This window comes from Sorangium sp. So ce590 (genome assembly GCF_051521365.1).
Classification (GTDB): domain Bacteria; phylum Myxococcota_A; class Polyangia; order Polyangiales; family Polyangiaceae; genus Sorangium.
Genome location: NZ_CP150346.1, coordinates 1049319 through 1070323, shown reverse-complemented (window position 1 = coordinate 1070323; position 21005 = coordinate 1049319). Strand labels below are relative to the sequence as shown.

Here is a 21005-nt window from a genome sequence, read left to right as displayed (position 1 = left end):
ACTTGCTGGGCGGCGAGCTCGACGCCAGGTCGGTCCGCGGCGTGGCCGCCAACGGATCAAGGTGAGCAGGCTGGTGAAGCAGCGCGCGAGCTGGAGCGTAACGGCGAAGCCACGCCGTCTGTGACCACGCCGGTCACAAGGAACGTGTGCGGCAGCTCCTCCGGGGCGCCCCCGAAGCCCGTACCGATGCTCACGAAAGGGGTCGTCACGGATGTCGCGCCGGCGCCGCCCTGCCCGGGCCTGCGGGGCGACGCCTCCGCGCACGCGCCGCCGAGCAGGCCGGCGAGGAGCGCCCCCGCGACCCTCGTCGCTCCGGGACGGTCCATCGCTCGACTCAGCTCTTCGCGCCGTCCGCGCCCCGGCGCTCCTCGCGGAAGTCGTCGGCGGACAGGCCGCAGCGGCGCAGCAGCCGGTAGAAGCTCTCGCGCTCGACGCCGGCGTGCGCGGCGGCCTTCAGCACGTCGCCCCGGAAGCGGCGCATCACGGCCTCCAGGTAGCGGCGGTTCATCTCCTCGCGCGAGGCGTCGACCGCCTCGCGGTACGAGAGCTGGGCGAGGTCGATGTCGCTCGAGCTCGTGAGCCGCAGCGGGCTCGCCCCCTGCACCTCGGGCGGCAGCGACTCCAGCCGGATCTCGCCCGCCGTCTCGACGACGAGCGCCCGCTCGACAGCGCTCTTGAGCTCGCGCACGTTGCCCGGCCAGCGGTACGTCTGGAGCGCGCTCATCGCCGCGGCAGAGAACCCGGTCACCGCCGACCGCGACTGCGGCGCCCGCTCGGCGAGGAACCGGTGCGCGAGCAGCGGGATGTCCTCGGCGCGGTCGCGGAGCGGCGGCAGCTCGATGACGCAGACGTTGAGCCGGAACCAGAGATCCTCGCGGAAGGCGCCCGCCTTGACCATCGCCCGGAGATCGCGGTGCGTCGCGCTGATGAGCCGCACGTCGACCTTGCGCTCGCGCGACTCGCCGATGCGCCGCACCGCCCGCTCCTCGAGCACGCGCGTGAGCTTCGCCTGGACCGTCGGCCGGAGCTCGCCGATCTCGTCGAGGAACAGGGTGCTCCCGTGCGCCTCCTCGAAGAGGCCCGCGCGGTCGGCGACGGCGCCCGTGAACGAGCCGCGGGCGTGGCCGAACAGCTCGCTCTCGATGAGCGAGCGCGGGATGGCCGCGCAGTTGACGGCGATGGGGCGGAGCGACGCGCGCGACGAGTGCTCGTGGATGGCCCGCGCCACGAGCTCCTTGCCGGTGCCCGTCTCGCCGAAGATGAGCACGGTCGCGTCCGTGGGCGCCACGCGCTCGATGATCGTGTAGAGGGCCCGCATCGCGGGCGAGCGCCCCGTCATGGCCGCGAAGCCCTGCGCCTCCGGCGCGCTCGGCTCGCCCTTCAGCACGGCGGCCTGCGCCGTCGCCCGCTCGACGAGCGCGCGCAGCTCGTCCGGATCGAACGGCTTCATCACGTAGTCGTAGGCGCCCTCGCGCATCGCCTGGACCGCGGTCGGGACCGACGCATACGCGGTCATCAGGATGAACGGCACCCCGGGCCAGCGCGCGCGCACCGCCCGCAGCACGTCGAGCCCGTCCCCGTCGTTCATGCGCAGATCGCAGAGCACCGTTGTGACCGGCTCGGTCTCAAGGACCTGGAGCGCCGTCCGCACCCCCCGCGCCGTCAGGACCCTGGCGCCCTTGCCGAGCACCTTCGAGAGCAGCGTCAGCATGTTCGCCTTGTCGTCCACGACGAGCACCGTCGGCTTCATGCGCGCTCCTGGCTCTCCCTTGCTTCGTCGACGAGGACGCCCGGCAGCTCGACAACGAACCGGGAGCCGCCCCCCGGCCTGGGCTCCGCCCGGATTGTCCCGCCGTGCGCGGTGACGAGACCATAGCAGACCGCGAGACCGAGTCCGGTGCCGTCGCGGCGGGTGGTGAAGAACGGCTCGAACAGCCGCTCGCGCGCCTCGTCGGGGACGCCGGCGCCCCGGTCGAGGACCTCGATGAGGTATCCGCCGTCAAGCCGCCTCCCGCGCACGACGATCTCCTCGTCTCCCGCGGTCGCCTCGCGCGCGTTGGCCACGAGGTTGACGACGACCTGCCGGATCCGGAGCGGATCCACGGCGATGAAGGCCGGCTCGGCGTCCACGCAGAGGCGCGGGTCGCCCCGCCCGGGCGGGCCGTCGCAGTGCGAGGCGGCGTCCCGCAGGAGCTCGTCGGCCTGCACGCGGCGCGGCGCGAGGACCGGCGAGCGGGCGTACATGAGCAGCTCCTCGGCGATGTGCTGGCAGGCCGCCGCCTCCTCGTCGAGGATCGAGAGCTCCTCGCGGAGCTCGGGCGTCCCTGCCTCCTTCACCATCGTCTTCACGTAGCCGCGGATCACGGCGATGGGGTTGTTGATCTCGTGCGCCACGCCCGCGGCGACGCGCCCGACCGCCGCGAGCCGCTCCGAGGCGACGAGGCTGGCCTCGGCGCGCGAGAGCGCGTCCAGCATGCGGTTGAACGCGTCGGCGACCGCCGCGAGCTCCACGGCAGCGACCGGCTCCACGCGCGCGCTGCGATCCCCCGTGGCGACGCGCTCGGCCACGCGCTCGAGCGAGGCGAGCGGCGTGGAGAACGAGCGCCAGAGGTTGCGCCCGGCGATGAGGGCGAGCGCGGCGGCGAGCGCGCAGACGGCCGTCGCGAGGATCAGCGCGAACCGGATGAACTGCTCGGCCCGGCGCTCCGCGGCGAGGGCGCGCTCGTCGTAGTGCCGCGCCAGGCGGTCGGCGTGCTCGGTCATGCGGTCGACGAGCGCGTTCGCGCGATCGTGCGCGTGGTGGACAGCGTGCCAGTCCTGCCTGTCGATCGCCGGGAGGATCTCCTTCGCGAAGAGCTCGCTGAGCTCGCGGCTCGCCCTGCCGATGTCGTCGAGCTGCGCGGCCGCCTCGGCCTCGAGGCTGGGCCGCAGCTCGGCGAGCTTGTCGCCGAGCTCGCTCACCCAGGCGTCGTGGTGCGCGACGTGGGAGCGGTCGCGCAGGATGATCGTGTGGGCCTCGTGGATGTACTGCTCGCGCGCGGTGACGCTGAGGAGCGCGGCCCGGCGGGACGCGACCTCGAGGTCGTGCGCCTCCAGGATCGCGCGGCGGGACGCGAGGCCCGTGAGCACCGTGGCGGCGCCGCTCGCGACCACCAGGGCGACGAGGAGGCTGATGAGCAGGAGCAGCCGGCGGCGGAGCCGATAGAGGCGCTGCGGAGCGGGAGGCGGAGCCATGGCCGAGGACACCGCCGGCCGCGTCGCAAGCCGCGTACCGGGGCCGCGAGAGGCGCGCTCGGCCCCGATCCGGCCGGGCGACGCGCTCGCCGATCCCGGCGAGGGGGCGATCTGTGACCGAGATGGTCACAACGGGGTGACCCTGGAGGTCACTGAGAGGGCGATCTGCAGCACCGGAGCGCGGGATCCGCGCGTGTGGCGTCTTGGCGCGCTCGTTGCTCGGGGGCATGCTCTCCCGGGCAAGAACCTCGGCTCCAGGAAAGCACGATGCGCCAAATCCTTTTCTCATTGCTCGTCTCGATCCCGCTCCTGGCCTGTTCCACGAAGGAGGCGCCTGGCCACGACCACGCGAAGGCCGGCCCAAAGGAGGGTCCCGCGGCGGCGCCCGCGCCCCACGACCACGCCGCGAGCGAAAAGCGCCCTCACGCGGATCACAACCCCCGCCACGGAGGCCTGGTCACCATGGAGGGCGACAACCACGTCGAGGTCGTGGTCGGGGCCGACGGCGCCGTCGACCTCTACGTGAGCGACGCGGTGCGGACGCCGATCCCGCCGAAGGACGTGGCCGGCACCATCACGATCGAGCCGAAGGGGAAGGAGAAGAAGACCCTCCCGCTCGCGCCGGACGAGGCGAAGGGGTCGCTCTCGGCGAAGGGCCCGGCGCCGGACAAGGCGGATTACACGTGGGATCTGAAGGTGCGTGGCGCGCCGATGAAGATGACCCTCACGGTGCCGGCCGGAGGCACGGCGGCCTTCGCCGACACGCCGGCGCATCACCCGACCGGAGAGCACGCCCACGGCTCGCCCCACGGCGGCGTCGTGCAGTCGCTCGGGGACGGCCACGTCGAGGTGAAGCTCGAGAAGACCGGCGACATCACGGTCTGGATGCTGGACGCGGGCGAGAAGCCCCGCTCGGCGAAGGGCGTCACGGCGAGCCTCCGCCCCGTCGTCGCGGGGGCGAAGGAGGTCCAGCTCGCCTACGACGAGAAGGCCGACGTGCTCCGGGGCAAGGTCGATCCGGTCCAGCAGGATCACCTGGACGGGGTGCTCAGCATCACGCCGGCCGGGGGCGCCGCGGCCTCGCTCCGGTTCGCGTTCCACCTCGAGGGGCACGGCCACACGGGGCACGAGGGGCACGGCCACGACGGGCACGGGCACTGAGATGACGACCCCGCGGCACCGGCGAAAGCGGGGCGTCGCTGCCGCCGCCCTGGCCGCGGCGCTCGCGCTCTGCGCGGCGGCCCCGCGCGCCCTCGCGCACGGGGGCGAGGACCACACGGCGCCCGCCGCGCCGCGCGCCGCGAGCACCGGGACGGAGCACGTCGTGTCGGGAGAGACAGCGAGGTTCTCGGTGGTCGTGAAGTACCCGGCGCGGAACGCGGAGGGCACGCTGCCCGCGCGCGTCTACGTGGCCCGCGCCGACTCCAGCGCGCCGGTCGAAGGCGCGCGCGTCCGGCTCGAGCTGAAGGGCGGGCTGACCTTCGCCGCCGACGCCGCGAAGACGGGCGCGGCCGGCGTGTACGAGCTCGCCCTCCCCGCCGCCGCCCCGGGGACGACGGCCAACGGGGTCGTGTCGGTCGAGGCCGGGGACGCGTTCGACCTCGTGATCGTCGGCGATCTCCGCTTCGGCGCCGCCCCGCCCGCCGCGGCGCCGCCCGCGGCGCCGCCGGCCCCGGGGGTGCCCGCCGGCAGCCTCGCCGTCGGCGCGGGCGCGCTCGCCGTGCTCAGCGGCGCGCTCGGCTATGCGCTCGGGCGGCGCGCGCGGAGGAAGCCGCCTGCGGGGAGCCAGCCTCCGGAGGACCGGCCCGCGCTCTCGCAGGTGGCCTCGTGAGCCGCGCGCGCCCGCTCACCGTCGGCGCCGTCGCCTCGGCGCTCGCCGTCGCCTCGGCGCTCGCGGCCTTCGGCCTCGCAGAGCGCGTCGACGCGCACGGGGGCGAGGATCACGGCGCGCCGGCGAGGCCGGCCGCGGCGACGGCGGCGGATCCGAACGTGGCCCAGGTGCCGATCGAGACGCAGTTCCTCCTGGGGCTCCGCACCGAGCGCGCGCGGCGCGGGGCGCTGGCGGCGGGGCTCGGGCAGATCGGCACGGTGATCGCGCGCCCGGCCGGCGAGCTCGCCGTGGTCGCCCCGACGGCCGGCCGCCTCTTCCCGCCCGAGGGCGGGTTCGTCCGGCTCGGCGACGAGGTGAAGAAGGGGCAGCCGCTCGCCACGCTCAGGCCGAGCCTGGGCGGCGCGGAGAGCGCGCAGCTCGGGCTGTCGCGCAGCGACGCCGCGTCCCGGGTCGCGGTCGCCGAGGCGCGGCTCGGCGTGGCCGAGCGCGAGCTCGCGCGGCGCCGCGAGCTGCGGGGCCTCGTCGCCGAGAAGGAGATCCAGGCCGCCGAGGCCGAGGTCGAGATCGCCCGGGCCGAGGCCGCGCGCGCCCGGGCGGACGTCGGGGCGCTCGCGGGCGGGTCGGGCGCGCAGAAGCTCGGCGCGACGATCGACGGCACGGTGGTCTCCGGCCGCGTGAGCCCGGGCGCCCAGGTCGCCGAGGGGACCGAGCTCTGGCGCATCGTGGATCTCGCGACGCTCTGGCTCGACGTGCGCATCCCGGAGGCGGACGCGGCGCGCCTCTCCGGCGACCGCGCCGAGGCGGCGCTCGTCGCGGATCCCGCGGCGCGCTTCGAGGCGAGGCGCCTCGCCGTCGCCGCGCTCGTCGATCCGTCGACCCGCACCGTCCAGGCGCTCTTCGAGATCGACAACAAGGACAGGCGCGCGCGGGTGGGCGCGCTCGTCCACGTGCGCATGGCCGGGGGCGCCGCCGTCGAGAGCGTTGTCGTCCCCGTGTCGGCGCTGCTCGATCGCAGCGGCGCGCCGACGGTGGTCGTGAAGACAGGCCCCGAGACGTTCGAGCTGCGCGCCGTCGCGGTCGGGCCGAGGTCCGCCGGCGCCGTGGGGATCACGGCGGGCGTCGCCGCGGGCGAGCGCGTCGTCGTCGAGGGCGCCATGACCGTCCTCCTCGCCGCGGGGGGCTAGCCGCGACGATGTTCGACGCCCTGATCCGCTTCTCGCTCAGGAACCGCCTCTTCGTCCTCGCCGCCGCGGCGTTCGTGCTCGTCTACGGGACGTACTCGCTCCTGAAGCTGCCGATCGACGTGTTCCCCGACCTGAACCGGCCCACGGTCACGCTCATGACCGAGGCGCCGGGCCTCGCGCCCGAGGAGGTGGAGACGCTCGTCACGATCCCGCTGGAGCGGGCGATGAACGGCGCCCCCGGGGTCGAGCGCGTGCGCTCCACCTCGGGCGTGGGGCTCAGCGTCGTCTACGTCGAGTTCGACTGGTCCACGGACATCTACCGCGATCGCCAGCTCGTCGCCGAGCGCCTCGCCACGCTGACCGAGCAGCTGCCGCGGGGGGTCACGCCGCAGATGGGGCCCGTCGCCTCGATCATGGGGGAGATCCTGCTGATCGGGGTGCAGGGCGAGGGCGTCTCGCCGAGGGTCCTGCGGACGCAGGCCGACTGGGTGATCCGGCCGAGGCTGCTCACGATCCCCGGCGTCGCGCAGGTGATCCCCATCGGCGGCGAGGTCCGCCAGATCCAGGTGACCGTCGATCCGGCGAGGCTCGCCGCGGCGGCTGTGTCGCTCGACGAGGTCGCGCGCGCGCTCGCCGGCGCGAACGCCAACGCGACGGGCGGGTACGTCGACAGGCGGGGGCTCGAGTTCCTCGTCCGCGTGCTCGGCCGCGCCCGGACCGAGGCGGACATCGCCGCCACGGTCATCGCCGTGCGGAACGGCACGCCGGTGGCCCTGCGGCAGGTCGCGACGGTCGAGGAGGCCGCGCGGGTCAAGCGGGGCGACGGCTCGATCGACGGCAAGCCCGCGGTCATCCTCTCGGTGCAGAAGCAGCCCGGCGCCGACACCGTGGCGCTCACCGAGCGGATCGACGCGGCGGTGGCCGAGCTCGGGAGGTCGATGCCCGCCGGCGTCACCCTCGACCCGCGGCTGTTCCGGCAGGCGACCTTCATCGAGAGCGCGATCCACAACGTGGCGGAGGCGCTGCGCGACGGCGCGATCCTCGTCGCGATCGTCCTGTTCCTGTTCCTGCTCAACCTCCGGACGACCGCGATCACGCTGACCGCCATCCCGCTCTCGTTCCTCGTGAGCGCGCTCGTCTTCCGGGCCGCCGGCCTGTCGGTGAACACGATGACCCTGGGCGGGCTCGCCGTGGCGATCGGCGAGCTCGTCGACGACGCCATCGTCGACGTGGAGAACGTGTGGAGGCGGCTGCGCGAGAACCGGGCGCTCGCCTCCCCACGGCCGCCGCTCGACGTCATCCGCGACGCGTCGAGCGAGGTCCGGGGCTCGATCGTGTTCGCGACGATCCTCGTGGTCCTCGTCTTCGTGCCCCTGTTCGCGATGAGCGGCATCGAGGGGCGGCTCTTCGCCCCGCTCGGGATCGCCTACATCGTGTCGATCCTGGCCTCGCTGGTTGTATCCCTGACGGTCACACCTGCGCTCTGCTCGGTCCTCTTGCCGTCGATGAAGCAGATGAGCCACGAGGACGGCTGGCTCGTCCGCAAGCTCAAGGCCGCGGATCGCCGCGTGCTCGCTGTGTCGTTGCGGCACCCCGGGGCGGTGATGGCGGCCGCGGGCGCGCTGGTCCTCGCGGCGGCGGCGGCGGTGCCGCTGCTCGGGGCCGAGTTCCTGCCGCCGTTCAACGAGGGGACGCTCACGGTCAACGTGGTGGCCAGGCCGGGCACGTCGCTCGCGGAGTCGAGCCGGCTCGGCACGCTGGCCGAGCAGCTGATGCACGAGGTCCCCGAGGTCGTCTCGACAGGGCGGCGGACCGGCCGGGCCGAGCTCGACGAGCACGCGGAGGGGGTCCACTACACGGAGATCGACGTGGATCTCGCCGCCTCCGGGCGGGCGCGCGAGGCGATCCTCGGCGACATCCGGGCGGCGCTCGACAGGATCCCCGGCGTGGCGATCAACGTGGGCCAGCCGATCTCGCACCGGCTGGATCACCTGCTCTCGGGCGTGCGCGCGCAGATCGCGGTGAAGATCTTCGGCGAGGATCTCGGCGAGCTGCGGCGCCTGGGCAAGGCGGCGCGCGACGCGATGGAGGCCGTCCCGGGGGTGAAGGATCTCCAGCTCGAGCCGCAGGTGCTGATCCCGCAGATCGCCATCCGGGTGGACCGGGAGCGCGCCGCGCAGCTCGGCGTCAACGCGGGTCAGCTGTCCGAGCTGCTCGAGCTGGCGCTCGCGGGCGGCACCGTCACGCAGCTCCTGGAGGGCCAGCGGACCATCGATGTCGTGCTCCGGTACCCGCCGGAGCTCCGCGAGGACATCGACGCTCTGCGGCGCACGCTCGTCGACACGCCGAGCGGCGCGAAGGTCCCGCTCTCGGAGCTCGCCGACGTGACGGAGAGCGCGGGACCGAACCAGATCAGCCGCGACGACACGCAGCGGCGGATCGTTGTGTCCGCCAACGTGGCCGGGCGCGATCTGGAGCGGGTGGTCGGCGAGGTCCAGCGCGCGGTGGGCGCGATCCCGAGGCCGCCGGGCTACCACGTGACGTACGGCGGGCAGTTCGAGAGCCAGCGATCGGCGTCGCGGCTCATCGGGCTGCTGTCGATCGCGAGCCTCGCCGGGATGCTCGTGGTGCTCTATTCGCAGTTCCGCTCGTGGACCGTCGCGCTCCAGATCCTGCTGAACATCCCGCTCGCGCTCGTCGGGTCGGTGCTCGCGGTCGTCCTCACCGGCGGCGTCCTGTCGGTGGCGACGCTCGTCGGGTTCATCACGCTGTGCGGGATCGCCTCGCGCAACGGCATCATGATGATCTCGCACTACATCCACCTCATGAAGGCCGAGGGCGAGCCGTTCGGCGAGGCGATGATCGTCCGCGGCTCGCTGGAGCGCCTCGTCCCGGTGCTGATGACCGCGCTCACGGCGGCGCTGGCGCTCGTGCCGATCGCGCTCTCGGAGGGGCAGCCGGGGAAGGAGATCCTGCAGCCCGTGGCGGTCGTGATCCTGGGCGGGCTGCTGTCGTCGACGCTGCTCGATATCATGGTGACGCCGGCGGTCTTCTTCCGGTTCGGCAGGGCCTCGGCCGAGCGGCTGGCGCGCGCCCCGGAGGTCGCGAGCGGGGATACGCGTCTTCGACGAGACCCGAGGCCCGCGGAGGGGTAGCAGCCAGCGCCGCAACGCCATTCATCGACACGAGTCCGAGCGCGTCGTGTTCGACGCTGGGCTTGCACCCTCGCCTGTGGTTGAGCGTCCACACAAAAGCGGGGCGCGCTCCACGCGCGGCGTTGGCCAGGGCCCGCACACCTCACGAAAGGTCGGCAGATTTGCGTTACGTCACCTGGCATACGGGGTGCTATCCATGGGCGCCTCATGAGGACAGTGGGGTTGATCTGGGTGCTGGGAGCGGTGCTTTCGTGTAGCAAGGCGGAGCCCGCAGGAACGAGCGCGAGCGGCAGCGCGGGAGCGAGCGCTTCCACGCCGGCCGCCGCGAGCGCCGCGGCTTCGCAGAGCGCCGCGGAGAGCGCGCCGACCGCCGAGGTGCCCAGCGCGCCGACCGCCGAGGTGCCCAGCGCGCCGACCGCCGAGGTGCCCAGCGCGCCGTCGCCTGGCAGCGCCAGCCGGCCGAGCTCCTTCAAGGGCGGAGCGAAGGAGAACATCGAGAGCGCCGTGGGTCTCGGCTGCGAAGCCGTGAGCCTCGACGGCTGGTTGCAGTTCCTTTGCCGCAAGAAGAACGGCACTGGCGGCCACCCCAAGCGTGCGCTCATCCGCACGCCCGGCGGCGCGGAGAAGGAAGGTCGCGAGCCCGCGCCCGAGGCCGTCGCGGCCGCGGAAGGCGCCGAGCTCCCGGGGGAGGAGCTGTTCCCCAACGAATACGGCGACCTGACCGTGGTGGTGCCGTTCAGCGGCGACGAGCGGCGCGATGTGACGCTCGAATGGAGTGACACCCGCTACACGCTCGAGGTGAGCGGCTCGAAAGCCCGCCTTGTCTGGGCGGGGTCGGGCGTTCCTCACCGACGCGGCTGCGCCGCGGTGCTCGAAGAGAGCAAGGCGGCCTTGCAGAACGCGCAGAAGCTCGAGCCGGCGGAGCGCCTCACGGCCACCGAGGCGACGAAGCTCCCGCGCTTCGGCGTTTGCCACCCCGCGGGGCTCGGCTCGTGGGCGCTCGCGCTCAAGGCCGCCTCCGCGCAAGGTGAAGGCGCGACGCGCAGCCTCCGGCTCGAGCTCGAGGTCGTGCGCGTGGACATCGAGGGCCAGCGCAAGACCGCGAGCTTCGGCGCGCTCTCCGCTGCGCCCGGTGGGCTCGAGATCTCGGCGCTCCAGGTCTACGACTACGACGACGACGGCAACAATGAGCTCATCGTCCCGTACGAGCTGAAAGCCAACGCCGGCGCGAGCCCCGCGGAGCTGCCCGCGCCGATCTGGTCGTTCGATGCCGCGGGCATCAAGCCGTATGCCAGAGCGCCGCGTGTTTCGGGTGGCGTCGGCGTCGAGCACCTGGATTTCGACATGCGGCCTGATCTCGGGAGCTACGGCGGCTTCGTCGCCTGGCTCGGAGCGGACTGCGGCCTCAAGACCTGCCCGGCGCGCGTGACCGGCCCCAAGCTCTATTTCCACGCGCTGCCCGATGGTGGCTTCTCCGAAACGGACGACGCAGCGCGGGGCGCTTTGAAGCGCGCTTGCCCGAACAAGCCCGCTGTCGTCGTGGTGGAAGTGGCCGGCAGCCTCAACGCCGCTCAGACCGCCAAGAACCTGGTGTGCGCCCGCGCCCACGGCGTCAGCGAAGAGGAGCTTGGGGCGCAGCTGGCCGCCAAACACGCGCTGCTCTGCAATGAGGCCGCCGCGTGCCCGCTGGAGACGACCCTTTCGTCGTGGCTGAAAGCCCCGCTGAACGTCGCGCTGCCCACGCCCGTTGCCAAGAAGTAGCCGGCGATCGGCGCACAGCGCGCGTCGTGCGACAGCGCGCTCGTGACGATGCTCGAGCTCGCCTGGCTGGGTGCGGCGGTGCTGAAACGCCGGAGGGGCGGAAGCTGGCCGCCGTCGAGGTTAACCGGTGTGCGCAACGGCGCGGATTTCAATCAGTTGATGAGGGAACGCCAGACCCGACACGCCGATGAGGGTGCCTGCCGGACGGTGTTGCCCCACATACTCCTTGTACAGACCCACGCATCGCTCGAAATGCTCGCTCGGGTTCGTCAGGTAGATCACCATTTCAGCGATATTGGACTTCGTGATGTTGAATCCCGCCAGCACCCGATCAAGGTTCTCCAGCGTCTTCCGGGTCTGTGCCTCGAAGTCGCCCTCACCAACGAACGCGCCCTGCATGTCGTGGGAAAATTGGCCCGAAATGTAGATGGTGCCATTCACGCTGTACCCTTGGGTGACGCCGAAGCCATCTTCCCACGGGACGCCGTGGTCGTAGGTGGTGGCCTTTTTTGTCATGTTCGTTTCCCTTCTGTTTGTAGTTCCGCGCCGCGACATCGACGAGGCGCTGAGAACTGTAGTCAGCCGATTGACGAACGGATTTCTACACAGACGCGAAGGACTTTCTTGACACGTTCCAGACGCCCGGTTCAGCCCAGCGCCGGAGCAGGTGGAGTTGCGATATGCCGCGCGCGAACCTGAACGAGATCCTCGTCTTCATGGCCGTCGTCGATGAAGGGAGCTTCATCGCCGGGGGGCAGGCGATGGGCCTGACCCGGTCGGCGGCGGGCAAGGCCGTGAACCGCCTGGAAGACAGGCTGGGCGTGCGCCTCCTGAACCGCACGACAAGGGCGCTGAGCCTCACCGATGAAGGTCGGGTGTTCTACGACCGCGGTCTGCAGATCCTCGCGGCGGTCGATGACGCCGAGGCGAGCGTGGCCGGACGCCATGGCACGCCGAGGGGAGTTCTGCGGCTCACCGTCCCCGATGCCTTCGGGCGGCTCGTGGTGCTTCCGCTGCTGAAGAAGTATCTCGAGGCCTGGCCCGACATCCAGATCGAGGTGAACCTCACCGATCGCCAGGCGGACATCGTCGAGGAAGGCTTCGATCTGGCGGTACGAATCGGAGAAGCGCCCCCGGACACCCGGCTGATCTCCCGGGTGGTCGCCAAGTACAAGGCCATGCTCTGTGCCTCTCCGTCCTACATCGCCGAGCGCGGCGAGCCGCTGGACGTCGATGAGCTGGCAGCACACGACTGCTTGATCTTCAGCAGTCGCAATCGCAGGCAGAGCTGGCGCTTTCTCGGCGACGATGGAGCCTGGGTCAAGGCGCAGGGTCGAAGCCGCTTGCGGCTGGATAGCGGAGAAGCCCTCCGGAATGCTGCCGTCGCAGGGCTCGGCATCGCGTTTCTTCCGGACTTTCTGGTGGCCGAGGACCTGGCTGCCGGTCGCCTCCGGCAGGTGCTGCCCGACCTCGAGGCTGGGGACGTGAAGATCGTGACGATCTACCCGACCCAACGTCTTCTGGAGCCCCGTGTCAGGCGCTTCATCGATCTCATGATCCAGGAACTTGGCACGTGATGCGCCACGTTGCCAATCGATGCCCCCTCGCGCGCGCTACCGCGACATCCTGAGCTCCGCGGGCGAGCGCTCCGGCGCTCCCTCCTTCGGCAGCCGCGGGGCCGGCTTCGGCGGCGGGGGCGGTGGAGCCGACACCCGCGGCCGCGACGGCGGGTCCAGCGGCTGCCCGGCCGGCGGCGACGTGACCGGCGGCGTCGGCGGCTCGGGCGGCTCGGGCAGCTCGGTCGCGCTGAGCTGCCGCAGGCTGCCGTGCCCGGACAGCGTGGTGTCCGTCGAGGCCGCGTAGGCCTCGGCTTGCTCGAGGACCCGCAGGAAGTTGCCGCCCAGCAGGCTGAGGATGTCCCGGTCCGAGTAGCCGCGCCGGACGAGCTCCAGCGTGATGTTCGGGAGCCCGTCGATGCCAGCGAGCCCGTCCTGGAGCAGCACCTCGTCGCCCCCGAAGACGGAGCCGAGGCCGACATGAGCGATCCCCGCGATCTTCACGACGTAGTCGATATGGTCCACGATCCGCGAGACCGGCGGCGGCGGCGCCATCGGCCCGTCCTGGGCCTTGAGCTTCTCGACCAGCTCGCGGAGCGCCCCCGCGTCGCCCTGGAGCCTCTCGCCGAGCTCCTTGATGTACGCCCCGTACTTCTGCGCGACGCGCGCCGACTGCGCCGCATACGCCTCGTCCAGGTAGAGCGCCCAGGAGTTCACCATGACGATACCGCCTTTCTCCGCGATCGCGCGCAGCATGTAGTCGTCGAGGTTGCGGCGGTGGTGGCCGACGGCGCGCATCGTGGAAGAGGTGATGACCGGCGCATTGGCCACCTTCATGACCTCCTGGAACGTGCTGTCCGACGCGTGCGAGACGTCGACGAGCATGCCGATCCGTTGCATCTCGCGGACCACCGCTTCTCCGAAGGGGGAGAGGCCGCGGTGGCGGACGAGCCCGGGATCGAGGCCGCCTCCCGCGGAGTCCGCCCAGTCGTTCGTCGTCGTGTGCGTGAGCGCCATGGTGCGGACGCCGAGGCGGTAGAACGAGCGCAGCGCAGGCAGGGAGTTCTCGATGGCGTGCCCGCCCTCGATGCCCATGAGCACGGCGATCTTGCCTTCACGCTCGGCGCGGCGCACGTCCCTGGCGCTGCGCGCGAGCACCAGCGTCTCGCGGTGGCGCTCGATCTGCCGGTGAGTCGCGTCGATGAGGTCGAGCGCGCGGCGCGCGACGCCGCCGCCGAGCGACGAGGGCGCCTGCGGCGCGGGCGGGCCGACGTGGATCGAGAAGAACTTCCCCGTGACGCCCGCCGCCTTGAGCCTCGCGAGCTCCGCGGCCGTCGGCTCGCGGTCCAGGCTCACCGGATCGAACGAGCCGCCGGGGAGCAGCGAGGGCACGCTGCTGTGGCCGTCCACGAGGAGCGCCCTGGCTTGCAGCCGCGCGGCCCGCTGCTCCGGCGTCTCGGGTCCCGCCGGGCTCTCCGTCACGTCGGGCGCGGCTTCGGCCCACGGCCCTACCTCGTCGACGCTCGACGCGAAGGGATCGGGCGCCTCCGCAGGCGCAGCGGGAGGAACGCACGCCGCGAGCGTCGCGGCGGCGAGGAGCACGAGGGACAGGGGCGTGCGCATGAGCGGATCGTATCATGCGGGCTCGGCGGGCGGAGGGCCCGAGCGGCGACAGAATCGTGCGCTGGAGATGGGAGCCAACAGCGCCGACGGAAGCCGGCGCGGTGAATGAAAAGGCTCCGCGATCGGTTAGGCTCGATCAGGAGACCTCATGTCGATCCGACAGCGCGACTACATCCTCCGCATGATCGAGCAGCTCGCCGAGGCCCTCGGCCGGATCGCCGGGCTCCGGCGCGCCGGCCAGCTCGACGAGGCGGAGCTGCTCGTCCGCTCCACCGCGGACGGGCTCTTCGGCCCGATGCGGGACATGCTCGACCGGCTCGACGCCGCGGGCGCGGCCACCCTGCTCGGCGACCACGAGAAGATCGGCGCATACGCGGCGCTCTGCGCGGAGCGGGCCGAGCTCCTCGAGCTCCGGGGCCGGGCCGGGCAGGCGCTCGCGGAGCGCAGGCGCGCGCTCGAGCTCCACCTGGAGGCGATGAGCCGCGCGCCCGAGGGCAACCCCCGCGCAGAAGAGGCCGCGCGCGCGCTCCTCGGCCGGGTGGACGCCGCGCGCCTGGCCGAGCGACACCGCGCCCTCGCCGCCAAGCTCGGCTGACCCGGATAGCGCCGGCTCGCTGTCGGATTGCCATGACGCCGGCGTGAACCCATGAGACGGGGGGCCCCCGTGGAACCGACCCATCCGTCCGTCAGCTTCGCCGCGCTCGGCATCGGGCCCGCCCTCCTCGGCGTGCTCGCCGAGCTCGGCTATGAAGAGCCCACCCCGATCCAGCGCGAGGCGATCCCGCACCTCCTGAGCGGGCGCGACCTGCTCGGGCAGGCCGCCACCGGCACCGGGAAGACGGCCGCGTTCGCGCTGCCGCTCCTCGAGCGGCTGGAGATCGGCAACGAGCCGCCCAGCCGCCCCGCGGCCCTCGTGCTCGTGCCGACCCGCGAGCTCGCCATGCAGGTGGCCGAGGCGATGCACCGCTACGGCCGCCGGCTCGGCGTGCAGGTGCTGTCGGTCTACGGCGGCCAGCCGTTCGGGCAGCAGCTGCGCGCGCTGCGCCGCGGGGTCCACGTCGTCGTGGCGACGCCGGGCCGGGCGCTCGACCACATCGGCCGCGGTACGCTCGCCCTCGACGGCATCCGCACCGTCGTGCTCGACGAGGCGGACGAGATGCTCGACATGGGCTTCGCCGAGGCGCTGGAGGCGATCCTCGCGGCCACGCCGGCGGCGCGGCAGACGGTGCTGTTCTCCGCGACGCTGCCCCCGCGCATCGCCGCGATCGCCGGCCGGCACCTGCGCGAGCCGGTGCGGGTCAAGATCGCCGGCGAGAAGACCGCCCCGGGCGAGCTCCCGCGCATCCGCCAGACGGCGTACATCGTGCCGCGCGCGCACAAGCCCGCCGCCCTGACGCGGGTGCTCGACATGGAGGACCCATCGTCGGCCATCCTCTTCTGCCGCACCCGCAACGAGGTGGACGAGCTGAGCGAGGCGCTGCGCGCCCGCGGCTACGAGGCCCAGGCGCTCCACGGCGGGTTCTCGCAGGAGCACCGGGATCGCGTGATGGCCCGCTTCCGCGCCGGCACCGCCGACCTGCTCGTCGCGACCGACGTCGCGGCGCGGGGGCTCGACATCGAGCACGTGTCGCACGTCATCAACTACGACGTCCCCTGCGCCGCCGAGGTGTACGTCCACCGCATCGGCCGCACCGGGCGCGCCGGCCGCGAGGGCGCGGCGATCACGCTGGTCGAGCCGCGCGAGCACTACCTGATCCGCAACGTCGAGCGGCTCACGGGCCAGCGCATCACGGTCGCCACGATCCCGACCGTGGCCGACCTGCGCGCCCGGCGCCTCGAGCTGACGCGCGCCTCGCTCCGGGAGGCGCTCCTGGAGGGCGGCGCCGAGGGGTTCCGGGTCGTTGTCGAGGGGCTCGCCGAGGAGTTCGACGTCATGGACATCGCCGCCGCGGCGGTGAAGCTCGCACACCACGCGACGGAGGGGGAGCGGCAGGAGGACGAGGCGGAGATCCCCGCGATCCGGCCGCCGCCGCCCGGGCCGGAGCGCGGCTACGGCTACAACGACCGCACGTGGCGGGGCCCGCCGGGGGCGCGCGGGCGCCCGGGAGAGGGGTCGGGGCGGCCGCCGCGGCGCGAGGGACGTGAGGAGCGGGAGACCGACGGCAACGTCGCGCGGCTCTACATCGGCGCAGGGCGCACCGCGGGCATCCGGCCGGCCGATCTTGTCGGCGCCATCGCGAACGAGGCGTCGCTGACGTCCCGCGACATCGGCGCCATCCAGATCGCCGACGGCTTCTCGGTGGTCGAGGTCCCGGCCGACGCGGCGGACAGCGTCATCGAGGCGCTGCGCTCCACCCGGATCAAGGGGCGCAAGGTCCAGGTCCGCCACGACGAGGGGCCCGGCGGCGCGCGAGGCGGCGCGCGCGAGGCGCGAGGCGGTATGGACGAGGCCCGCGGCGGCGCGCGCGAGGCGCGAGGCGGCGCGGACGAGGCCCGTGGCGGCGCGGACGAGGCCCGTGGCGGCGCGGACGAGGCGCGGAGCGGCGCGGCCACGGAAAAGCCGCGAGCCAGCGCGGTCAAGGCGCGGGGCGACGCGGCCGAGGCGCCGGACGACGCGACAAAGGCGCGAGGCGGCGCGGCGAAGGCCAAGGCGCGGAGCGGCGCGGCCACGGAAAAGCCGCGGGCCAGCTCGGTCGAGAGCCGGGACGGCGCGACCGGCATGTCCCCCCCTCGGCGTCGGGTGGTGGTGCAGTCGTTCGAACGGGAAGGCAGGAAGGTGGGCAGAAAGCCCGGATGAATTCCCGTCTTCCCGACTCCATGTGGAACCCTCTTGGCAACTGACAGCACGACCCGGCGTCGAATCCGGGTCTGAGTCCACGGCTGCCCGGGCCGGCGCCTGCTCCTCGGGAGAGCCGGCGCGGCCGACGCCCACGGCAGCGCGGCGGGCACGGCATCCCCGCGGCACCGCCCTCCGGCCTGAGCTCCACCGCTGCCCAGGCAGCTCAGCTCAGTCGGCGGTGGCCTTCCGCCGCTGGAACTGGGCGAACAGCGCGGCGCGGACCTCGTCGTGCAGCGGCTCGCCCGGGATCCCCCGGAGCGCGTCGACCGTCAGCTCCATCTGCCGCAGGTAGGTGCGGCACCTGTCACACCACGCGAGGTGCCGCGCACAGCCCTCCTCTTGCTCCGAGGACAGCTTTCCCTCTTTCCTGTCGGTGATCATCTCCGTCAGCTGACAGCACGTGACGAGCATGCGCGCTCACCCCCTCGTCAGGTATCGCTCCAGCGCGGCGGCGCCGGGCAGAGCGCGTCGGGCGCCGCGGCGCCGGGCACCGGGGAGCCGTCCGGCGCCGCCGCGGCTCGCCCGGCCGCCCCCTGGTGGCGCTGCGCGTCCTGGGCTAGACGCGTCGCGATGCCCTGGCGATCGGTCGAGCTCCGAGGAACCCGCGCGCTCGCGCGCCGCAGCCCGCCGGGTGGGCTGCTCGAACGAGCCCGCAACCCGTCGGCCCGCCAGGCACCAGGAGAGCTCCGTGCCTAGTCGAGACGATCTCATCGCGCGCGACCGCCGCTGCGTCATCCACCCCTACGCCGCGCCCATCTCGACCGCCCCGCTCTTCGCCGTCGAGCGCGCGGAGGGCGTTCGTCTCACGCTGACCGACGGCCGCGAGCTGATCGACGGCATGTCCTCCTGGTGGGCCGCCATCCACGGCTACGCGCACCCGGCGCTGACGGCGGCCGTCAGCGACCAGCTCGGGCGGATGAGCCACGTCATGTTCGGAGGGCTCACCCACGAGCCCGCGGTCGCGCTGTGCGAGACGCTCGTGGCGATCACGCCCGAGCCGCTGACGCGCGTCTTCCTCGCCGACTCCGGATCCGTGGCCGTCGAGGTGGCCATCAAGCTGGCCCTGCAGTTCTTCATCGCGCGGGGGCAGCCCGAGAAGCGCCGCCTGGTCAGCGTGCTCGGCGGCTACCACGGCGACACGTTCGGCGCGATGGCGGTCACCGATCCCGTCAATGGCATGCACCACCTCTTCCGCGGCGCGCTCGCGCAGCACCTGTTCGCGGCGGCGCCCGGCCCGGCCTTCGACGCGCCCTGGTCGCCGGACGCCCTGGGCAGCATGGCCGCGCTGCTCGAGCAGCACGCGCACGAGGTCGCCGCCGTCATCCTCGAGCCGATCGCGCAGAACGCCGGCGGGATGCGCTTCTACCACCCGCGGTACCTGCGCGAGCTGCGCGCCCTCTGCGACCGCCACGGCGTGCTGCTCATCCTCGACGAGATCGCGACAAACTTCGGCCGCACCGGGGAGCTGTTCGCCTGCCAGCACGCGGGCGTCGCGCCGGACATCATGTGCCTCGGCAAGGCCCTCACCGGCGGCACCATGAGCCTGGCCGCCGCGCTCTGCACCGAGCGCGTGGCCGAGACCATCGCCGGGAGCGAGCCGCGCGCGTTCATGCACGGCCCCACGTACATGGGCAATCCGCTCGCCTGCAGCGCCGCGCTGGCCAGCATCCGGCTGCTGCTCGGCTCGCCATGGCGCGCGCGCGTCGCGGCCATCGAGGCGCAGCTCCTCCGCGAGCTCGCCCCCTGCCGCGCGCTCGACGCGGTGGCCGACGTGCGCGTGCTCGGCGCCATCGGCGTTGTCGAGCTCAAGCAGCCCGTCGACATGGCGCGCGTGCAGCCAGCGTTCGTGGAGCGCGGCGTCTGGCTGCGGCCTTTCGGGAAGCTTGTCTATACGATGCCGCCGTACATCATCGAGCCAGCGGAGCTATCGCGCATCAGCGAGGCCATCGTGGGCGTGCTGTCCGAGGTTTGAGGCCCGGACGGCTGCTCGCAACCGGAAGAGCGATGTTCCGGGGCTCGCTCCGGGTCGACCGCAGCGGCGCCGCCGGGCCCCGCCGCCGCCCGGGTCTACCGCGGCGGCGCCGCCGGGCTCCGCCGCCGCTTCGAGCCCTTGTTTGCGCGGTGGTCTTTCGAAGGGCGGTTTCCCAGATGGGCGTTGAGCCCTTTGCTCCTCGGAGAGGCTCGCAGCCGCTCCAGCGCGGCGGCCTCGATCTGACGGATGCGCTCGCGTGACAACGAGAGTGAGCTGCCGATCTCTTCGAGCGTGCGCTCGGGCGCCTCGTCGAGGCCGAAGCGCTGGCGGAGGATCTCCCGCTCGCGCGGGGGCAGTGTGTCCAGCAGCTCCGCCGTCTGGCGGCGCATCTGCGCCTCGGCGACCTCCTCATCCGGCGCCGCTGCAGTCCGGCTAGGGATGAGGTCGCCGAGCTCGGCGTCCTGCTGCTCGCCGACGGGCGCCTGGAGGCTCAGCGGCTCGGGAGCGATCTCGAGGACCCCGCGCACCTCCTTGGGCGACAGGCCGCTCTTCTCGGCGAGCTCGTCCTCGGTCGGCTCTCGGCCGAGCTCCGCCGCGAGCTCCTGGCGCACGCGCTGCACTCTCCGGCGGCGGCCCAGGAGATGGACCGGCACGCGGAGGGTCTTCGTTTGCTCGGCGATGGCACGCGTCATCTGCTGATCGACCCACCATGAGGCATAGGTGGTGAAGCGATGGCCGCGCCGATGGTCGAACTTGTCCGCCGCGCGCATCAGGCCGATGGTCCCCTCCTGGATGAGATCATGGAGCGGTAGGCCGTGGTTCAGATGGCGCTTGGCAAACCAGACGACGAGACGGAGGTTTGACTCGACGAGCCGGGCTCTGGCGCTGTCCGCGACGCGGCGGCCCTCCTCGATGAGCTCAAGTGTCGTCCGCGTCACCTCGTCAGCCGAGCCGCTCGCGCGGAGCGCGCCGACGATGCGATCGAGCAGCCGACGATGGAGGCGGACGCGCTCGAGCTCCTCGAGGATCGCCGCGCGCTCCCCCGGCTCGGTCGGCTCTCCCGCCGAGAGCGCCCGGGCCAGAGCCCCTGCGCGCCGGAGCACAGAGACGAGGCGCTGCGCGATTTCCTCGCCGGCCAGCACCCCCTCGTCGGCTGCGCGGAGCACATCGCGCAGGCGGAGCTTTCGCGCGTCGAGCTCTTCGCCGGCTGCGCCGAGCTCGCGCAGCGCGAGCGGCGATCCCACGAGCGCTTGCAAGATGGCTCGCTCGCCCTCCTCGATGCTCCGCGCGAGCTCGATCTCGGCCTCGCGCGTGAGGATCGGGTACCGGCCGAACCCGCCGAGGTAGAGGCTCGCCCCACTGGGGTAGGGCGCCTGCTCGGCGCGGGGCAGACGCCCGGTCCGCCCGCCGCGGGCAGGCTTGCGCGCGGCGGCAGATCGGCCTTGCTCAGCGCGCGTGGCCATGAATCGGCTCGCCGCGGCCCAGCTCGATCTCCGGGACACCGAAGGTGGCCACGCGCACGTCGCCGCGCGGCTGCTCTGGCGGTATCGTGTACCGCGCGGCGGGGCGGCCGGCGATCCTCGCCGAGGCCTGCTCCTCGGGCTGATGGTAGAATCGCTGCTGGGAGGCGCAGGCGGCCATCCCCAGCAGGGAGAGGGTCAGAAGGCGTCGCATGGCCCTCCTGGGGTGCAAGCGCCGTGCGCTGGAGGAGCGTGGCACGAACGTGAACGCGATCGAGCCGGAGGGGCGGGGCGCCGCGGAGGAGCCCGGTCATCGCGGGCACCGGCGGGAACGGCGTCTACAGCCGCGAGCAGGCGCTCCGCACCGCGGCCGACTCGGCCCGATCTGGT

Annotated in this window: 16 protein-coding genes; 9 read left to right on the top strand and 7 right to left on the bottom strand. The window is 73.0% G+C overall.

All coding sequences use genetic code 11. The annotated features are described in order from the left end of the window. Positions 1-334: 334 nt before the first annotated feature. Complete coding sequence (locus WMF28_RS04045; RefSeq protein WP_437600721.1) at positions 335-1750, bottom strand: sigma-54-dependent transcriptional regulator; 1416 nt, start codon at positions 1748-1750, stop codon at positions 335-337. Beyond that, entirely contained in the window at positions 1747-3234 is a 1488-nt protein-coding gene (locus WMF28_RS04040) for a sensor histidine kinase (RefSeq protein ID WP_437600720.1), read from the bottom strand. Before WMF28_RS04040 ends, WMF28_RS04045 begins: the two co-directional genes overlap by 4 nt. Before the next feature lie 267 nt (positions 3235-3501). On the opposite strand from WMF28_RS04040, the gene WMF28_RS04035 reads away from it, so the two are divergent. The 5 genes from WMF28_RS04035 (at position 3502) to WMF28_RS04015 (ending at position 11165) form a co-directional block, all read left to right on the top strand. Continuing rightward, positions 3502-4395, top strand: coding sequence for a hypothetical protein (locus tag WMF28_RS04035; RefSeq protein WP_437600719.1), 894 nt, complete (start codon positions 3502-3504; stop codon positions 4393-4395). Position 4396: 1 nt separating this feature from the next. Further along, complete coding sequence (locus WMF28_RS04030; RefSeq protein ID WP_437600718.1) at positions 4397-5065, top strand: hypothetical protein; 669 nt, start codon at positions 4397-4399, stop codon at positions 5063-5065. Continuing rightward, a complete protein-coding gene (locus WMF28_RS04025; protein ID WP_437600717.1) occupies positions 5062-6249 on the top strand; it encodes an efflux RND transporter periplasmic adaptor subunit in 1188 nt (395 codons plus the stop codon). Before WMF28_RS04030 ends, WMF28_RS04025 begins: the two co-directional genes overlap by 4 nt. Positions 6250-6257: 8 nt before the next feature. Beyond that, the gene (locus WMF28_RS04020; RefSeq protein ID WP_437600716.1) at positions 6258-9404 is read left to right on the top strand and encodes an efflux RND transporter permease subunit; all 3147 of its coding nucleotides are present in this window, start codon (positions 6258-6260) and stop codon (positions 9402-9404) included. A gap of 207 nt (positions 9405-9611) precedes the next feature. Beyond that, positions 9612-11165 (top strand): hypothetical protein, encoded by a 1554-nt coding sequence (locus tag WMF28_RS04015; RefSeq protein WP_437600715.1) that lies wholly within the window; start codon positions 9612-9614, stop codon positions 11163-11165. 120 nt (positions 11166-11285) lie between these two features. Here WMF28_RS04015 and WMF28_RS04010 read toward each other — a convergent pair whose 3' ends face one another. Next, on the bottom strand, positions 11286-11681 hold the full coding sequence (locus WMF28_RS04010; RefSeq protein ID WP_437600714.1) for a RidA family protein: 396 nt from the start codon (positions 11679-11681) through the stop codon (positions 11286-11288). Positions 11682-11845: 164 nt separating this feature from the next. On the opposite strand from WMF28_RS04010, the gene WMF28_RS04005 reads away from it, so the two are divergent. Further along, positions 11846-12742 (top strand): LysR family transcriptional regulator, encoded by an 897-nt coding sequence (locus tag WMF28_RS04005; protein ID WP_437600713.1) that lies wholly within the window; start codon positions 11846-11848, stop codon positions 12740-12742. 36 nt (positions 12743-12778) lie between these two features. On the opposite strand, the gene WMF28_RS04000 is transcribed toward WMF28_RS04005, so the two are convergent. After that, entirely contained in the window at positions 12779-14344 is a 1566-nt protein-coding gene (locus tag WMF28_RS04000) for a dipeptidase (RefSeq protein ID WP_437600712.1), read from the bottom strand. A gap of 148 nt (positions 14345-14492) precedes the next feature. On the opposite strand from WMF28_RS04000, the gene WMF28_RS03995 reads away from it, so the two are divergent. Both WMF28_RS03995 and WMF28_RS03990 read left to right on the top strand, forming a co-directional pair. Continuing rightward, positions 14493-14939 carry a hypothetical protein gene (locus tag WMF28_RS03995; RefSeq protein ID WP_437600711.1) on the top strand — a complete coding sequence of 149 codons (447 nt, stop codon included), beginning with the start codon at positions 14493-14495 and terminating at the stop codon, positions 14937-14939. A 69-nt stretch (positions 14940-15008) separates the two neighbouring features. Then, a complete protein-coding gene (locus WMF28_RS03990) occupies positions 15009-17141 on the top strand; it encodes a DEAD/DEAH box helicase (protein WP_437600710.1) in 2133 nt (710 codons plus the stop codon). Positions 17142-17351: 210 nt separating this feature from the next. Here WMF28_RS03990 and WMF28_RS03985 read toward each other — a convergent pair whose 3' ends face one another. Next, entirely contained in the window at positions 17352-17594 is a 243-nt protein-coding gene (locus WMF28_RS03985; RefSeq protein ID WP_437600709.1) for an anti-sigma factor family protein, read from the bottom strand. Positions 17595-17871: 277 nt separating this feature from the next. Here WMF28_RS03985 and bioA point away from each other — a divergent pair, with 277 nt between their 5' ends. After that, on the top strand, positions 17872-19155 hold the full coding sequence (gene bioA / locus WMF28_RS03980) for an adenosylmethionine--8-amino-7-oxononanoate transaminase (protein ID WP_437600708.1): 1284 nt from the start codon (positions 17872-17874) through the stop codon (positions 19153-19155). Between the two features lie 95 nt (positions 19156-19250). Here the strand turns inward: bioA and WMF28_RS03975 are convergent, their stop codons facing one another. Both WMF28_RS03975 and WMF28_RS03970 read right to left on the bottom strand, forming a co-directional pair. Next, positions 19251-20618, bottom strand: coding sequence for an RNA polymerase sigma factor RpoD/SigA (locus WMF28_RS03975; RefSeq protein ID WP_437600707.1), 1368 nt, complete (start codon positions 20616-20618; stop codon positions 19251-19253). After that, positions 20602-20829: a hypothetical protein gene (locus WMF28_RS03970; RefSeq protein ID WP_437600706.1), complete on the bottom strand. Its 228-nt coding sequence runs from the start codon at positions 20827-20829 to the stop codon at positions 20602-20604. The genes WMF28_RS03975 and WMF28_RS03970 overlap by 17 nt, the downstream gene beginning before the upstream one ends. Between the last annotated feature and the right edge of the window lie 176 nt (positions 20830-21005).

Coding starts and splice junctions, on each gene's coding strand:
- WMF28_RS04045 (WP_437600721.1), bottom strand. CDS start 1,750: ATGAAGCCGACGGTGCTCGTCGTGGACGACAAGGCGAACATGCTGACG.
- WMF28_RS04040 (WP_437600720.1), bottom strand. CDS start 3,234: ATGGCTCCGCCTCCCGCTCCGCAGCGCCTCTATCGGCTCCGCCGCCGG.
- WMF28_RS04035 (WP_437600719.1), top strand. CDS start 3,502: ATGCGCCAAATCCTTTTCTCATTGCTCGTCTCGATCCCGCTCCTGGCC.
- WMF28_RS04030 (WP_437600718.1), top strand. CDS start 4,397: ATGACGACCCCGCGGCACCGGCGAAAGCGGGGCGTCGCTGCCGCCGCC.
- WMF28_RS04020 (WP_437600716.1), top strand. CDS start 6,258: ATGTTCGACGCCCTGATCCGCTTCTCGCTCAGGAACCGCCTCTTCGTC.
- WMF28_RS04015 (WP_437600715.1), top strand. CDS start 9,612: ATGAGGACAGTGGGGTTGATCTGGGTGCTGGGAGCGGTGCTTTCGTGT.
- WMF28_RS04010 (WP_437600714.1), bottom strand. CDS start 11,681: ATGACAAAAAAGGCCACCACCTACGACCACGGCGTCCCGTGGGAAGAT.
- WMF28_RS04005 (WP_437600713.1), top strand. CDS start 11,846: ATGCCGCGCGCGAACCTGAACGAGATCCTCGTCTTCATGGCCGTCGTC.
- WMF28_RS04000 (WP_437600712.1), bottom strand. CDS start 14,344: ATGCGCACGCCCCTGTCCCTCGTGCTCCTCGCCGCCGCGACGCTCGCG.
- WMF28_RS03995 (WP_437600711.1), top strand. CDS start 14,493: ATGTCGATCCGACAGCGCGACTACATCCTCCGCATGATCGAGCAGCTC.
- WMF28_RS03985 (WP_437600709.1), bottom strand. CDS start 17,594: ATGCTCGTCACGTGCTGTCAGCTGACGGAGATGATCACCGACAGGAAA.
- WMF28_RS03975 (WP_437600707.1), bottom strand. CDS start 20,618: ATGGCCACGCGCGCTGAGCAAGGCCGATCTGCCGCCGCGCGCAAGCCT.
- WMF28_RS03970 (WP_437600706.1), bottom strand. CDS start 20,829: ATGCGACGCCTTCTGACCCTCTCCCTGCTGGGGATGGCCGCCTGCGCC.